The organism is Streptomyces sp. NPDC002886, from assembly GCF_042888445.1.
GTDB lineage: Bacteria > Actinomycetota > Actinomycetes > Streptomycetales > Streptomycetaceae > Streptomyces.
The window spans coordinates 1,260,911-1,274,256 of sequence record NZ_JBIAPV010000003.1 but is presented as its reverse complement, the minus strand read 5'-3'; the positions used below and the strand labels follow the sequence as shown (position 1 = coordinate 1,274,256).

Annotated in this window: 10 protein-coding genes and 1 pseudogene; 1 reads left to right on the top strand and 10 read right to left on the bottom strand. The window is 72.3% G+C overall.

Going from position 1 to position 13,346, the window contains the following annotated elements; genetic code table 11:
* Window positions 1–35: 35 nt before the first annotated feature.
* Window positions 36–1,274, top strand: coding sequence for an NAD(P)/FAD-dependent oxidoreductase (locus tag ACFYYB_RS18195; RefSeq protein WP_389436131.1), 1,239 nt, complete (start codon window positions 36–38; stop codon window positions 1,272–1,274).
* A 1,193-nt stretch (window positions 1,275–2,467) separates the two neighbouring features.
* Here ACFYYB_RS18195 and ACFYYB_RS18190 read toward each other — a convergent pair.
* From ACFYYB_RS18190 to aroC, 10 genes and pseudogenes are all read right to left on the bottom strand, one after another.
* Window positions 2,468–3,922 carry an MFS transporter gene (locus ACFYYB_RS18190; RefSeq protein WP_389436130.1) on the bottom strand — a complete coding sequence of 485 codons (1,455 nt, stop codon included), beginning with the start codon at window positions 3,920–3,922 and terminating at the stop codon, window positions 2,468–2,470.
* Window positions 3,923–3,968: 46 nt separating this feature from the next.
* On the bottom strand, window positions 3,969–5,549 hold the full coding sequence (locus ACFYYB_RS18185; protein WP_389436129.1) for a class I adenylate-forming enzyme family protein: 1,581 nt from the start codon (window positions 5,547–5,549) through the stop codon (window positions 3,969–3,971).
* A gap of 175 nt (window positions 5,550–5,724) precedes the next feature.
* A complete protein-coding gene (locus ACFYYB_RS18180; RefSeq protein WP_389436128.1) occupies window positions 5,725–6,372 on the bottom strand; it encodes an NAD(P)H-dependent oxidoreductase in 648 nt (215 codons plus the stop codon).
* Window positions 6,373–6,398: 26 nt separating this feature from the next.
* Window positions 6,399–6,821, bottom strand: coding sequence for a YybH family protein (locus tag ACFYYB_RS18175; RefSeq protein ID WP_389436127.1), 423 nt, complete (start codon window positions 6,819–6,821; stop codon window positions 6,399–6,401).
* Between the two features lie 75 nt (window positions 6,822–6,896).
* Window positions 6,897–7,703 (bottom strand): arylamine N-acetyltransferase, encoded by an 807-nt coding sequence (locus ACFYYB_RS18170; RefSeq protein WP_389436126.1) that lies wholly within the window; start codon window positions 7,701–7,703, stop codon window positions 6,897–6,899.
* The gene (locus ACFYYB_RS18165) at window positions 7,703–8,317 is read right to left on the bottom strand and encodes a flavodoxin family protein (protein WP_389436125.1); all 615 of its coding nucleotides are present in this window, start codon (window positions 8,315–8,317) and stop codon (window positions 7,703–7,705) included. Before ACFYYB_RS18165 ends, ACFYYB_RS18170 begins: the two co-directional genes overlap by 1 nt.
* A 542-nt stretch (window positions 8,318–8,859) precedes the next feature.
* On the bottom strand, window positions 8,860–10,125 hold the full coding sequence (locus ACFYYB_RS18160) for an MFS transporter (protein WP_389436124.1): 1,266 nt from the start codon (window positions 10,123–10,125) through the stop codon (window positions 8,860–8,862).
* Window positions 10,126–10,190: 65 nt separating this feature from the next.
* The gene (locus tag ACFYYB_RS18155) at window positions 10,191–10,772 is read right to left on the bottom strand and encodes an NADPH-dependent FMN reductase (RefSeq protein WP_389436123.1); all 582 of its coding nucleotides are present in this window, start codon (window positions 10,770–10,772) and stop codon (window positions 10,191–10,193) included.
* Window positions 10,773–10,953: 181 nt separating this feature from the next.
* Window positions 10,954–12,077, bottom strand: a pseudogene (locus tag ACFYYB_RS18150) (dihydrofolate reductase family protein).
* Between the two features lie 32 nt (window positions 12,078–12,109).
* Window positions 12,110–13,294 carry a chorismate synthase gene (aroC, locus tag ACFYYB_RS18145; RefSeq protein WP_389436122.1) on the bottom strand — a complete coding sequence of 395 codons (1,185 nt, stop codon included), beginning with the start codon at window positions 13,292–13,294 and terminating at the stop codon, window positions 12,110–12,112.
* Between the last annotated feature and the right edge of the window lie 52 nt (window positions 13,295–13,346).

Below are 13,346 nucleotides of genomic sequence, written 5' to 3'. Positions count from 1 at the left end.
CCGTCGCGGTGGACTCACCCCACGAAGGACACCGCATGAGCGCCCGTACCCGTACGCCCCTCCGCACCCTGGTCGTCATCGGCCACGGCATGGCCGGCCACCGCCTCGTGGAGGAGATCCGCGCCCGCGACGACGGCGAAGGCGACGACGCGTGGCGGGTGGTCGTCGTCGGTGCCGAGCGGCACCCCGCCTACGACCGGGTCAAGCTCTCCTCCGCCCTGGACGGCACCACCCCGGCCGAGCTGAGCCTCGTACGGCCGGGCCTCCTCGAAGACCCCCTGGTGGAGTTCCGCCACTCCACCACCGTCACGGGCATCGACCGCGGGGCCCGCACCGTCACGCTGTCGGACGGCGCCCGGATCGGCTACGACGCCCTCGTGCTCGCCACCGGATCGACCCCCTTCGTCCCGCCCGTGCCCGGCCGCGACCTGCCCGGCGCCTGCGTCTACCGCACCCTCGACGACCTCGACGCCATCCGCGAGGCCGCCACCCGCACCACCACCGGCGTGGTGATCGGCGGCGGTCTGCTCGGCCTGGAGGCCGCCAACGGCCTGCGGCTGCTGGGGCTGACCCCGCACGTCGTGGAGATGGCGCCGCGGCTGATGCCCGTACAGGTCGACGAGGGCGGCGGCCGCGTGCTCGACCGGCTCGTCGGCCGCCTCGGCGTGACCACCCACCTCGGCGTCGCGACCAGCCACATCGAGGCCGGGCCCGACGGGAGGGTGGCCCGGCTGGTCTTCGCCGACGGCACGGCGATCGAGACCGGCCTGGTCGTCTTCTCCGCGGGGGTGCGCCCCCAGGACTCCCTGGCCGGCCCGGCCGGCCTGCCGCGCGGCGAGCGCGGGGGCTTCCTCGTCGACGACCACTGCCGCACCGAGGACCCGTACGTCTGGGCCATCGGCGAGTGCGCGGCCGTCGAAGGGCGCTGCTACGGCCTGGTCGCCCCCGGCTACCGGATGGCCGAAGCGGTCGCCGGACAGCTCCTCGGGCAGGGTCCGACGCGCTTCCCGGGCGCCGACATGTCCACCAAGCTCAAGCTGATGGGCGTGGACGTGGCCTCCTTCGGCGACGCCCACGCGCAGACCCCGGGCGCCCTGGAATTCGTACGGGAATCCGCGGGCGGCGACGTCTACGCCAAGCTCGTCCTCGACGCGGACGGCGAGTCTCTCCTCGGCGGCATCCTGGCCGGCGACGCCACCCCCTACCTCCTCCTGCGCTCCCTCCTGGGCCGCGAACTCCCGGACTCGCCCGAGTCCTTGCTGGCCGCCACCTGAGCCACGCCTGACGGCCGAGTCCGCACACCCACCACCCTGGTGCCACCCCCGGGCCTCCCCCGGGGGTACGGCCGGATCCCCCCCCCGGTGGCAGACCGATCCCCGCGCGCCCGCCCGCCCGCCCTGGCCCTCGCCCGGCACCCGGAGGTCTCCCGGATCGGGGCCGACGACACGATCCGGCCGGCCGAGCCGGACGCGGGCGCACGGCAGCCGACCGCCGCATGCGCCGTGCGCCCCCAGGTCCCGCGTCCCGGACCTGTCGGGCGCGCACGGCGAGGGCCTCGTCATCGCCTCCCTCGACCACACGCACCCGGCCGTGGCCGGCCGGTACCGCGGCCTGAGCGCGGACGGGAGCCACGACCACGACCACAACCGGTACGACCCGGCCGGCATCTGCCCCACCGCGGCCCCTTGCTACAACGCGGACACGGCACAGAGGCATCGGGCGCGCCGGCGCCGCCCCCGACGCCACCGGTCTCGCCGCCAAGGCCCGCGAGGGCATCGGCGCGGGCTGCTCCCGGCCCCTCCGCTGCTCGCCGCCGCCCAGTGGATCCTCGCGCCGACCGACCTGGACGGCCGGAACCCCCGCCCCGACCTCGCCCCGCACATCGTCGACAGCTTCCGGGGCGGCCCCGGCGGCGACGGCCCGGTCCAGGAGCTCGCCGACACCTGCCGCGCCGCCGGCATCTTCCCGGCCTTGGACGACGGCGACACCGCCGCGACCGTGGCCTGCTCTGGTCCGCCGAGCCAGCCCTCACGGAGGACACGGCGGCCACCGAGCCCCTCCTGGACACCACCGCCGCCCCCCTCGGCGCGCTCACCGGCATCGTCCGCTCGGGCGGACGGCCCGTCGCGGGAGCTGAGATCGCCACCGCGGGGCCGACCGTCCGTACGGTGCGCACGGCCGCCGACGGTACGTACCGCCTCCCGGCCCCGTCGGCCACCGACGCCCGGGGCCGCCCCGAGTTCACCCTGCCGTACGGCACGCACGAGCTGACCGCCACGGGCCCTCGGCCGAGCCCGGCCCGCGGCCCCACCGGGCTCTCCGTCACCGGGGGCGCCGCCTTCGACATCGGCCTCGGGACGTGGCGGGCGCGCCGCCCCGTGCACGGCGAGAGCCCCCACCCGGGAGGGTGGGGGCTCTCGCCGTTCGAGCGTCGCCGTGCGGCAGCGACCGGGCCGGGCCGGGGGGATCAGACCCCGGCGGTCTCCGGCCGGCGCTCGTCGGCCGATGCGGCCGGCGTCTGCTGCTCGGGCTTCTTCAGGCCCAGGGCGATCAGCGCGACGATGGCGATGCCGGCGGCGGCGATGAAGACCGCCGTCTGCAGACCGTCGGTGGTGGCGGAGCGCAGGGCGTCGCCGGTCCGGCCCTCGAGGCCGGAGTTGGCGATGGCGACCAGGACGGCGAGGCCGACGGCGCCACCGATCTGCTGGGTGGTGGAGGCGACACCGGAGGCGATGCCCTGGTCCTCGGGAGCGACGCCGATCGCGGCGGCACCGAACATCAGGGTGTAGCCGGCGCCCTGGCCGAGGCCCATGACCAGCAGGCCGGGGACGAGGGCCCAGTAGGAGGCGTCGGTCGCCATGGTGATGCCGAGGACGACGGTGCCGATGACACCGATGACCATCGCGGCGATCATGATGGCGCGGATGCCGTACTTGGTGGCGAGACCGCCGGCGGTCTGGGCGCCGATGGCGATGGCGACCATCGGGATGAGGAAGGCGATGCCGGTCTCGAGCGGGCTGTAGCCGTGGACGCCCTGGAAGTAGACGGTGAGGAAGTACAGCAGGGTGCCGAAGCTGGCCATGTAGAAGAAGGTCACGCCGACGGCGGTGGTGAGGTTGCGGTTGCCGAAGAGGCTCAGCGGCAGCAGCGGGTCGGCCGACTTCTTCTCGATGACGAAGAACGCGACGAGCAGGATCACGCCGAGGGCGAGGGCACCGAGGACGACCGGGGCGGTCCAGCCGGACTCCGGACCCTGGACGAGGGCGAAGACGATCGCCGTGATGCCGATGGTGGAGGTCAGGGCGCCGAAGAGGTCGAAGCTGCGGCCGCTGTTGTTGGTGACGTCGGGCTTGATCAGCGGGAAGGCGAGCAGCATCGCGATGCCGGCCAGCGGCACGTTGACGTAGAAGACGGACTCCCAGCCGAAGGACTCGGTGAGCACGCCGCCGAGCAGGGAGCCGACGATCATGCCGCTACCGCCGGCGGTGCCCCAGACGGCGAAGGCGCGGTTGCGCTCCTTGCCCTCCGCGAAGCTGGTGGAGACCAGGGTCAGGGTCGCCGGGAAGAGGAAGGCGCCGCCGATGCCCTGGATGGCGCGGGCCGCGATCAGTACCTCGGGGGTGCCGGCGAGGCCGCCGAGCAGGGAGGAGCCGGCGTAGAGGCCGAGTCCGAGCACGAACATCCGGCGCGGGCCGAAGAGGTCGCAGGCGCGGCCGCCGAGGAGGAGGAATCCGCCGAAGGCGACGGCGTAGGCGCTGACGACCCACTGGAGGTTCTGGGCGGAGAAGCCGAGGCCGCTGCCGATGTCGGGCAGGGCCACGTAGACGATGTTGTAGTCGATGGAGATGATCAGCTGGGCGAATGCCAGCAGGGCCAGGGTGAGGCCGAGGCGCTTGCGCCGGCCGTCCGTGTTCGTTGACATGGTGTTCGGCTCCGTGGTCGGGGGTTTCGGTGGATCAGGGGTGTGTTCAGGAGGCGAGTTCGTGCGTCACCTGGTCTGCCAGCCGGCGGGCCAGCTCCAGGCGCTTGATCTTGGCCGTGGCGGTGCGCGGCAGCTCGCCGAGCTTCATCTGGATGGGGTCGGCCATGTCCGACTGGTCGGCTATGGCCTTGCGCCAGCGGGCCAGGTCCAGCGGTGCGTCGTCCTTGGTGCAGACGACCGGCACCGGTTCCTGCTTGGGGCCCGGCACGATGACGAGCTCGGTGAGCTCGGGCAGCCGGTGCAGGACGGTGTCCTCGACCTCGAGGGTCGAGTGGATGGTCGGGATCTGGTCGACCTCGCGGTCGAGCAGGTGCAGGCAGCCCCACTTGGTGCGGTAGCCGACGTCGCCGCCGCGCCACCACTCGCCGTCGACCTGCTTGTCGAAGCGCTCGCCCTCGCCGTAGTAGGTCAGGGCGCGGCCCGCGGTCGCCACGTCGATGTAGCCGGGGTTCTCGCGGGAGGGCTTCTTGCCGTTGCGGGCGACCAGGCGGTACTTGGTGATGCCCGGGGTCGAGTAGCCCTGGCAGCGGCCGTCTGCCTTCATGACGGTCTTGCGGGTGTACGGGCGGGCCACCAGCGGGCCGCACTCGCTCTGGCCGTACACCTGGAGGAAGACCGGGTTCGTACGCTCCGAGGCGCGCAGGAACTTGTCCATCGTGCCGGGGTGGATGGCGTCGAAGGTGCTGTTGTAGAAGCGGACCGTCTTGAAGGGCTTGCGGGGGTCGTCGAGGATCGACTCGCATTCCAGGAAGGAGTTGGGGTGCGTCTCGAAGACGCCGGGACGGTACTTGACCATCGCGTCGGCGACCTTCGCCGGCTCGGCGTCGTCCAGGAACACCATCGGCTTGTTGCGCTTCATCATCGCGGCGATGCCGGGGTACATGCGCGAGTGGACATAAGAGACGTGCATCAGGATCGGCTCGCGCTGGCGCAGCATGCTGACGACCTTGTCCTGCCAGCGGTAGCGCGAGCCGACGGAACGGGCCGAGTGCACGACGAGCTTGGGGATGCCGGTGGTGCCCGAGGTGTGGGTCATCAGCGCGTGCGAATCGGGGTGCAGCGTCACCGGCGTGCGCACGGGGGAGCCGGCCAGGTCGGCGAGGGTGATGGCGCCCTCGACCGGCTCGGTCACGGAGATGACCCGTGCGGTGAGCTCCGTGAGCGGGGATTCGGCCAGCGAACCGGTCAGCTTCGCCGCGTCCGTCAGCAGGGTGGGGGAGGGCAGGCGCCCCAGCAGCGCGTTGATGGTCTCCCCGTCGAGGTGGGCGGAGAGCATCACCGGGACGGCGCCGATGCGGGAGGCGGCACAGGCGAAGAGGGTGATGTCGAAGTTGTTGGTCTTGTGGATGACGACGTGGTCGCTGGGCCGGACACCGGTGGCCCAGAGACGGTTCGCCATCTCGGCGATCAGGTCGGCGAAGGTGGCGACCGTGAGGACCTGTCCGACCTCGGGGAGGGCGTCCATGGGGCGGTCGAGGGTGATCGTGTTGGCGCCGAACTCGGCGGCGGCCTCCTCGGCGACGAGGCCGAGATAGAGCGGCGTCTTGTTCTTGGGTATCCGGAGCATGTGTTCACGTTCCCACCGGGGAACTGCGGGCCCAATAGCAGAAGTTTGACTGTGTCAGCTCGATGGGATCAAGTCATCGATCTTGGCGTTAATGCGTCCCCGCAGGCAGAAAAAAGGCCCGTGGCGGGAATTCCCGCCACGGGCCTGAACGCCTGGATTCCTAGATGATCACACGTTACTTCTGAAGGCCGGCCTTGATCGCCGCGGCGATCTCCATCGTGCGGACGGTCTGGTAGCCGATGGCCGCCAGATTGTCGTCGGTCACGTTCTGCGCGAGGTGGCCCGGTACGGCCTGCAGGCCGGACGTGGCGCTCACGCCGTACGGGTTCCCGTTGCTCGGCGCGAGCAGGATCGGGTCGGTGACGCCCGGCGGCACGATGATCGCGCCCCAGTGGTAGAAGACGTTCGACAGGGACAGCAGGGTCGACTCCTGGCCGCCGTGCTGGGTGCCGGTCGAGGTGAACGAGGACATCGCCTTGTTCTTCAGGCCCGCACGGGCGTGCAGTTCGAAGGTCTGGTCGATGAAGTGCTTGAGCGGGCCGGCCATCGAGCCGTAGCGGCCCGGGGTGCCCCAGATGATCGCGTCGGCCCAGTCGAGGTCGTCGATGGTGGCGATCTCCACCTCGCGGCTGCTGCCGCCGGTGTGCTCCTCGTACGCCTGCGTCCACTCGGTGTAGTTGGGGGCGAGCGTGCTCTCCTGGATCTCGGCGACGCGGCGCAGGCGGACCTGGGCACCGGCCTTCTCCGCGGCTTCGGCGGCGGCCACGGCGAGCTTGTGAATGTTTCCGGTGGCGGAGTAATAGACAATCGCGACGTTGGTCATCGGCTCTTCAGTCTCTCTTCGTGGGATCAGGGGTTGACGGTCTCGCGGTCAATTCCCGGCGGATTGTCGATCGCATAGCGCCACGTGCCGTCAGCGCCGCGACGCACCACATCGGTGGCCGTTCCCTCGTGGAGTACGGGAGTTCCGTCCGGCGTGACACCCTTGATCAGATAGTCGCACAACAGCAGTGCCAGATCGCCGTACTCGTAACAGTGGCGGACCGTGAGCTTCATCGGTATTCCGAGGGCCATGAAGCTGCTGGTCGCCGCGCGCCGGCCGTCACCCGTGACGACGTTCCCGGGGGTCAGCACGCGCACCGCGCCGGGCTCGAAGAGGCGGTCTATCGCCTCTAGGTCACGGTCGTTGAAGGCGCGGAGGAACGCGGGGGGCAGCTCGGCGGGCTCGGTGACCCGGGTGGCCGTCGAGGCCGGCGCGACTGGGGTGGTCATGAATCTCTCCTGAGGGATGGGAAGGAGCGGCCCGGTGGGGGGAGGTGGCGTCGGACAGGGAAGGGGGGTCGGGAACTACGCGACGGCGATGCCGGTCGAGCCCTCGGGGCGCACGGGCTCGTCCGGCAGGCGCTCCAGCACCAGGCCGAAGTACTTGTAGTAGGCGTCGAACACCTCGGAGTCGTCCGCCAGCAGCTCCTCGCTGAACCCGCCGTTCACGCGCTTCGTCAGGGTGCGGCCCTTGAGCGTGACGCGGCCTTCGACGGTGGGCAGCGAGCAGAACACGTCCTGCATGAAGGGGGAGTCGGGGGAGGTGCGGAACCACCACAGCGACGGGCGGAACTCGGCCAGTTCGCGCGGCCGGCCGTCGACCCGGTACATCGGCTCGCCGTCCATGAACAGGTCGAACTCGCCCCGGTGTTCCTGCCCGAAGGAGTACACGCCCTGCGGGTCGTACTGCGGCACGTGGGTGCCGAGCACCAGCGGGCGCCAGGGGTTGCGCCGGAAGCCGACGTCGACCAGGTACGCGGAGCCGTCGATGGTCACGCGCAGCATCAGGTGGCCCAGCGGGGCGCCCAGTCCGCCCGGGCGGTGCACCCGGGCGGAGAGGATCTCCACCTGGAAGCCGAGGGCGGTGAGCAGCATCCCGAAGGAAGGGTTCACCTCGTAGCAGGCACCGCCCCGCCCCTGGTGGACGATCTTCTCGAAGATCCGCTCGTCCATGAAGATCTCGCGGCCGTCGATGTGGTAGTCGAGGTTCTCGAAGGGGACCGTCAGCACGTGGCGTTCGGTCAGGTCCGACAGCGTCGCCAGGTCCAGCAGTACGGGGCGGGCGGCGCCGATGTGGGTCAGATAGGCCGAGACCTGTACGTCGTCGAGCATCAGGCGGCGTCCAAGGTCTTGATCACCGAGGCGACCTGGAGGGTGCGACGGGCCTGGAAGGCCGCGGCTTCGAGGTTCTCCTCGGGGACCTGGCCCGGGTTGGCGCCGACCACGGCCGAGGCGCCGTACGGGTTGCCGTTCTTCGGCTTGTAGAGGACCGGGTCGGTCGAGCCGGTGGAGACGATGACCGAGCCCCAGTGGGTGATCGCGTTGTGCAGCGCCAGGATCGCGGAGACCTGGCCGCCGTGGGCGGCGGAGCCGGAGGCGAAGGCGGAGACGGCCTTGTTGAGCAGCTTGCCCTCGATGGACAGCTTCGAGGTGGAGTTGATGAAGTGCATCAGCTGCGGGGCGGCGAGCCCGAAGTGCACCGGGGTGCCGAGCAGGATGCCGTCCGCCCACTCCAGGTCGGCCAGGGTCACCACGGGGACGTCCTTGGTGGCGTCCTGGTGGCCGGCCGCGCCGTCGCGGCTCGCGGACTCGCCGTTCGGGGCTATCTCCGCGATGCGCAGCAGGCGGACCTCGGCGCCCTCCTTCTCGGCCGCGGTGGCGGCGGCTTCGGCGAGCTTGTAGGTGGAGCCGGTGGACGAGTAGTAGATGACAGCGATGTTCGTCATGGCGTACGGAACTCCCTTTCGACCGCCCCCGCTCGTATCCGGTCTTCGTGTGCCGGGGCCTTGAGAAGATCCTGTTGGCTCACCCCCCGCGGAGCCGAGGCCTCCTGTCGCAGTCCGTCAGGTCACGGCCCCGATCCATCAGGTCCACCCCGAAGCCCGTCAACTCCCACCTCGATTACGCGAGTTCAGGGGGGCTCGCGCGGCCCTGCTTCGGGGGCCGGACCCCGCGCCTCGATCGCCGGCGGGGCCGGCTTCGGCCCGGGCCGGGCCGCACGCGAGCGCGGGTGGGCCGACCGACACGCGAACGCGGCGGGGCTGGAGAGTCCAGCCCCGCCGGGGTGTGAGGTGCGTGGTCCGTTCCCAGGGCCGGGCCCTGGGAACGGTGGAAGGGTGCGGAGGGGAACGGTGGAAGGGTGCGTGGGGGACCGGTGGAAGGGTGCGTAGGGGAACGCCGCCCCGCGCGGCGGCACACCCGCAGCCGCCCCCGGGGCCCTACGGACCGGCCACCCCTGGGCGGGGTCCGAGGGCCGGTTCCGGGCCGGTCAGCCGTCGTGAAGCGCCCGCCGCCGCCGGCGGCTGCGACCCGTTGCCACCAGGAGCACCACGCACCCGCCCAGCAGTGCCGACATGAACAGCCCGACCCCCCGCACCTCGCCGAAGGCCAGCGGGATCTGTGCCCCCACCCCGCCCCCGATGTTCAGGGTGAAGCCGTACAGGGCCGTCGCCATGACTCCGTGCGCGGTACCGGCCGCCGTGCCGATCTCCTGGACCACCGCCGGCCCGATCGCCGCCACGCCCAGCATGAACACGAACATCGCCCCGGCCAGCCCCGCGGCCGTACCGCCGAACAGCCCGGCCCCGCAGATGCCGGCCGCGGCCACCGCGAAGGCCCCGGCGCCGCGCGGGCGCGCGGGGATCCGGCCCAGCAGGGGGGAGACGAGGACGCCCAGGATCAGCGCGGGGATCGCCGTCGCGCGCAGGGTCAGCATCGCCTGGCCGTCACCGACCAGCGAGGCGGGCCCGTAGAGCTGCACGCTCGTGTAGACCGCGGTCATGGTGCTGGAGCAGGTGAAGCCGACGATGTAGAGCGGCAGCAGCCCCGTCCAGAGCTTGCGCCGCCCGGCGCCCGCCCGCGAGGCGGCGTCCGGCTCCTCGGCCGGGTCCGCCGCGGCGAGCACCCGGCGCAGGACCAGCGCCCCGGCCAGCAGCAGCGGCGCGGTCACCCAGAAGGTGCCGCGCCAGCCGACGACGGCGGCGAGCAGTTGGGACTCCACCTGGCCGGCGACGATCGTGCCCGCCATGCAGGCGGACACGATCGTCAGCGCGGTCGGCAGTTTCGAGGCGGGCAGGTGCGCGTTCAGGTACGCGTACACCAGCGGTACGTAGACGCCGGCGAACAGGCCCTGTCCGGCCCGCAGCGCCAGCCCCGCCTCGAAGGACTGGGCCAGCGGCACGCACGCGGTGGCCACGGCCAGCGCGCACACCCCGGCGACCAGCACCGCGCGGGTGCCGAAGCGCCGGGCCAGTGCCCCGCTGAACAGCGAGGTCACCGCGTACGTCGCCGCGTACGCGGAGGTCGCCCACGTCGCCGACGCCTGGTCCACCCCCCACGCCCGGCCTATGTCCGGCAGCAGCGGGATCGCCACGTACAGCTGCCCCACCACGAGCATCCCCAGCACGGAGATGGCCGCCACCACGCGGGCCACGGACGGTACCGCCGCCGCAGGGGCGGGACCGCCCTTCCCCAACGCCGGTGGCTCCGCTCCGGGCAGGTCGGTGTAGTGCGGAAATGCCGTGCGATGGCTCATCGTTGCTCCTGGGCTGCGGTGCACCCCGGGAGGGTGCGCCGGTTCGGAGGGGGGTGGGCCGGCGGTCAGCTGCCGTAGGGCGCGAGGGCCTTCTTGGCCTTCAGCGCGGTGCCCCACCATTCGAGGGAGTCGAGCAGGGTCTTGGCCGCGGCCTCCGCCTGCGTCGGGTCGATCAGGGTGCCCTGCTCGTCGAACTGGCCCCACGGGCCGTGGAAGCCGACGGTGTCGCGGACGGTGACGGTGTGGCACTCGGCGAAGATCTGGCGCAGCTGCTCGACGGCGCGCATGCCGCCCGCGAGGCCGCCGTAGCCGACGAAGCCGACCGGCTTGGCGTGCCACTCGGTGGTGTGCCAGTCGATCAGGGTCTTCAGCGAGGCCGGGAAGGAGTGGTTGTACTCGGGGGTGATGACGATGAAGCCGTCGGCGGCGGCCAGGCGCGGGGAGACGCCGGCCAGCACGGCCTTGACCTCGTCCGAGGGCGTACCGGAAAGCTGGTGGGGCAGGTCGTGCTCGATGAGGTCGATCACGTCGATGCTCAGGCCCTCGCGCTGGCGCGCGAAGTCGGCGAACCAGTTCGCGATGACCGGGCCGAAACGGCCGTCGCGGACACTGGCGATGATGACTGCGACGCGAAGCGGCTCAGACATGGAAATACCTCCGGATGTGTGCGGCGGTGCCCGGCCGTACCGGTGTCGGACGGCGCCGATCCGCGCTGATGGACTCCACTCTTTTCCAGGGGACGCAGAATGATCAAGTCCGCATGGGGGAGTACGTCAGCTCGCGGCCGAAACCGTGCGCCCGGAGGCTTGCGCCCGGCCTGCCCGCCGTTCAACTCCCTTCCCCGTCAAGCGCGTCCAGCAGGTGCGCGTTCACCCGCCGCGCCTCCGGTGCGAGCCGGGGCAGCTCCACGACCTCCACGCCGGCCGCGCGCAGCTGGTCCACGCCCGAGCAGGCCGCCACGAACAGGTCCGGCTCCCGCCAGGCGATGACCACCCGCCGCACCCCGGCCGCGAGCACCAGGCGGGCGCAGGGGTCGGGCCGCGAGCGCCGCTCCGAGCAGGGCTCCAGCGTCGAGTAGAGCGTCGCCGAGCGCAGCCGGGGATCGCCCGGCTCCAGCTTGGCCAGCGCGGACTCCTCCGCGTGCACGGTGGGGTCGCCCTCGCGGCTGTACCCGTACGCCAGTTCCATGCCGGCACCGTCCACGAGCACCGCGCCGACCGAGTAGGCGCCCGCGCTCGGCGGGCAGCGCCGCGACAGGCGGATCGCCCGCCGCATCCACTCCTCGTCCGACAGGTGCAACGGGGTCACAGGGCACGCTCCTTGGGCGCGTAGCTCAAGACGACGGCGTCTCCCGCCACCCGCACGCCGAGCAGCCTCATCCGGGCGGACGGCCCGTCCGGGAACGCGCCCGTGCCCACCAGCCGGGGCGCGCCCTCCTGGCCCACCAGTAGCGGGGCCACGGCCACCTGCAGCTCGTCGGCCAGGTCCAGGGCGAGCAGCTGCGTGTGCACGGAGGTGCCGCCCTCCACCATCAGCCGCTCCACGCCCCGCCGGGCGAGCTCCTCCAGCACCCGCACCCAGTCCAACTCCGGCCCGACGCTCACGACGTCGGCCAGTCCCTCGAGCGCCTGGCGCAGCGCGGGCGCGCTCGCGTCCACGGTGAACACCACCTTGTCCCCGCCGCAGTGCCAAAAGCGCAGCTCCGGATCGAGGCGGGGGGAGGCGGTGACGGTGACCTTGAGCGGATCGGCGGGCCGGCCCCGGGCGACGCGCTCGGCGCGCCGCCCCGGATCGCCCACCAGGAGGCGGGGATTGTCCTTGCGCACGGTGCTCGCGCCGATCAACAGCGCGTCGCAGGAAGCGCGTACGGCGTCCACCCGGTCGAAGTCCTCGGGCGAGGACAGCATCAGCCGGTCGGGGCTCGCGTCGTCCAGCCGCCCGTCCACGCTCATCGCGGCGGACAGCAGGACGTACGGTCTGGCGGTCACCGGATCTTCAGGTGGTCGAGGTACGAGCGCACGTTGCGCCGGGTCTCCGGTACGGAGTCACCGCCGAACTTCTCCACGAGGGCGTCGGCCAGCACCAGCGCGACCATGGCCTCGGCCACGATCCCGGCGGCGGGCACGGCGCACACGTCGGAGCGCTGGTGGTGCGCGGCCGCGACCTCACCGGTCGCCACGTCCACGGTCGCCAGCGCCTTCGGCACGGTCGCGATGGGCTTCATCGCGGCGCGGACGCGCAGCAGTTCGCCCGTGGTCAGCCCGCCCTCGGTGCCGCCCGACCGCCCGGAGGTCCGCCGGATGCCCTCCGGCGCGGAGACGATCTCGTCGTGCGCCAGCGAGCCCGGCACCCGCGCCAGCTCGAAGCCGTCGCCGACCTCCACGCCCTTGATGGCCTGGATCCCCATCAGCGCCGCCGCGAGGCGGGCGTCGAGCCGCCGGTCCCAGTGCACGTGCGAGCCGAGCCCCACGGGGACCCCGTACGCCAGCACCTCCACCACACCGCCCAGGGTGTCGCCGTCCTTGTGGGCCCGGTCGATCTCCTCGGCCATCGCCTTCGAGGCGTCGGCGTCCAGGCAGCGCACCGGGTCGGCGTCCAGCCGCTCCACGTCGCCGGGGACCGGGTGGAGACCGTACGGGGCCCTGGCCGCGCCCAGCTCCACCACGTGCGAGACGATCTCGATCCCGGCGGCCTCGGCCAGGAAGGACCGGGCGACGGCCCCCAGCGCGACGCGGGCGGCGGTCTCGCGGGCGCTGGCGCGCTCCAGGATCGGCCGGGCCTCGTCGAAGCCGTACTTCTGCATTCCCGCGAGGTCCGCGTGGCCGGGCCGGGGCCGGGTGAGCGGAGCGTTGCGCCCGGTCTCCTTCAGCTCGGAAGGGTCCACGGGATCGGCGGACATGACCTTCTCCCACTTGGGCCACTCGGTGTTGCCGATCATCACGGCCACCGGAGAACCCAGCGACAGACCGTGGCGGACACCGCCCAGGAACGTCACCTCGTCCTGCTCGAACTTCATCCGCGCCCCGCGCCCGTAACCGAGCCGCCGCCGGGCCAGGTGCTCGCCTACCAGCGCGGTGGTGACCGGAACGCCGGCGGGAAGACCCTCCAGGGTCGCCACCAGCGCCGGTCCGTGGGACTCCCCGGCAGTCAGCCAACGCAACGTGCCCATATCGGACGATCACCCCTGCTCATTGATCCGGAGCGTCACCATAGACATCGCC

Bases quoted from the DNA above. Each gene is read 5' to 3' on its own strand.
- ACFYYB_RS18195 (WP_389436131.1), top strand. From the start codon at position 36: ATGAGCGCCCGTACCCGTACGCCCCTCCGCACCCTGGTCGTCATCGGC.
- ACFYYB_RS18190 (WP_389436130.1), bottom strand. From the start codon at position 3,922: ATGTCAACGAACACGGACGGCCGGCGCAAGCGCCTCGGCCTCACCCTG.
- ACFYYB_RS18185 (WP_389436129.1), bottom strand. From the start codon at position 5,549: ATGCTCCGGATACCCAAGAACAAGACGCCGCTCTATCTCGGCCTCGTC.
- ACFYYB_RS18180 (WP_389436128.1), bottom strand. From the start codon at position 6,372: ATGACCAACGTCGCGATTGTCTATTACTCCGCCACCGGAAACATTCAC.
- ACFYYB_RS18175 (WP_389436127.1), bottom strand. From the start codon at position 6,821: ATGACCACCCCAGTCGCGCCGGCCTCGACGGCCACCCGGGTCACCGAG.
- ACFYYB_RS18170 (WP_389436126.1), bottom strand. From the start codon at position 7,703: ATGCTCGACGACGTACAGGTCTCGGCCTATCTGACCCACATCGGCGCC.
- ACFYYB_RS18165 (WP_389436125.1), bottom strand. From the start codon at position 8,317: ATGACGAACATCGCTGTCATCTACTACTCGTCCACCGGCTCCACCTAC.
- ACFYYB_RS18160 (WP_389436124.1), bottom strand. From the start codon at position 10,125: ATGAGCCATCGCACGGCATTTCCGCACTACACCGACCTGCCCGGAGCG.
- ACFYYB_RS18155 (WP_389436123.1), bottom strand. From the start codon at position 10,772: ATGTCTGAGCCGCTTCGCGTCGCAGTCATCATCGCCAGTGTCCGCGAC.
- aroC (WP_389436122.1), bottom strand. From the start codon at position 13,294: ATGGGCACGTTGCGTTGGCTGACTGCCGGGGAGTCCCACGGACCGGCG.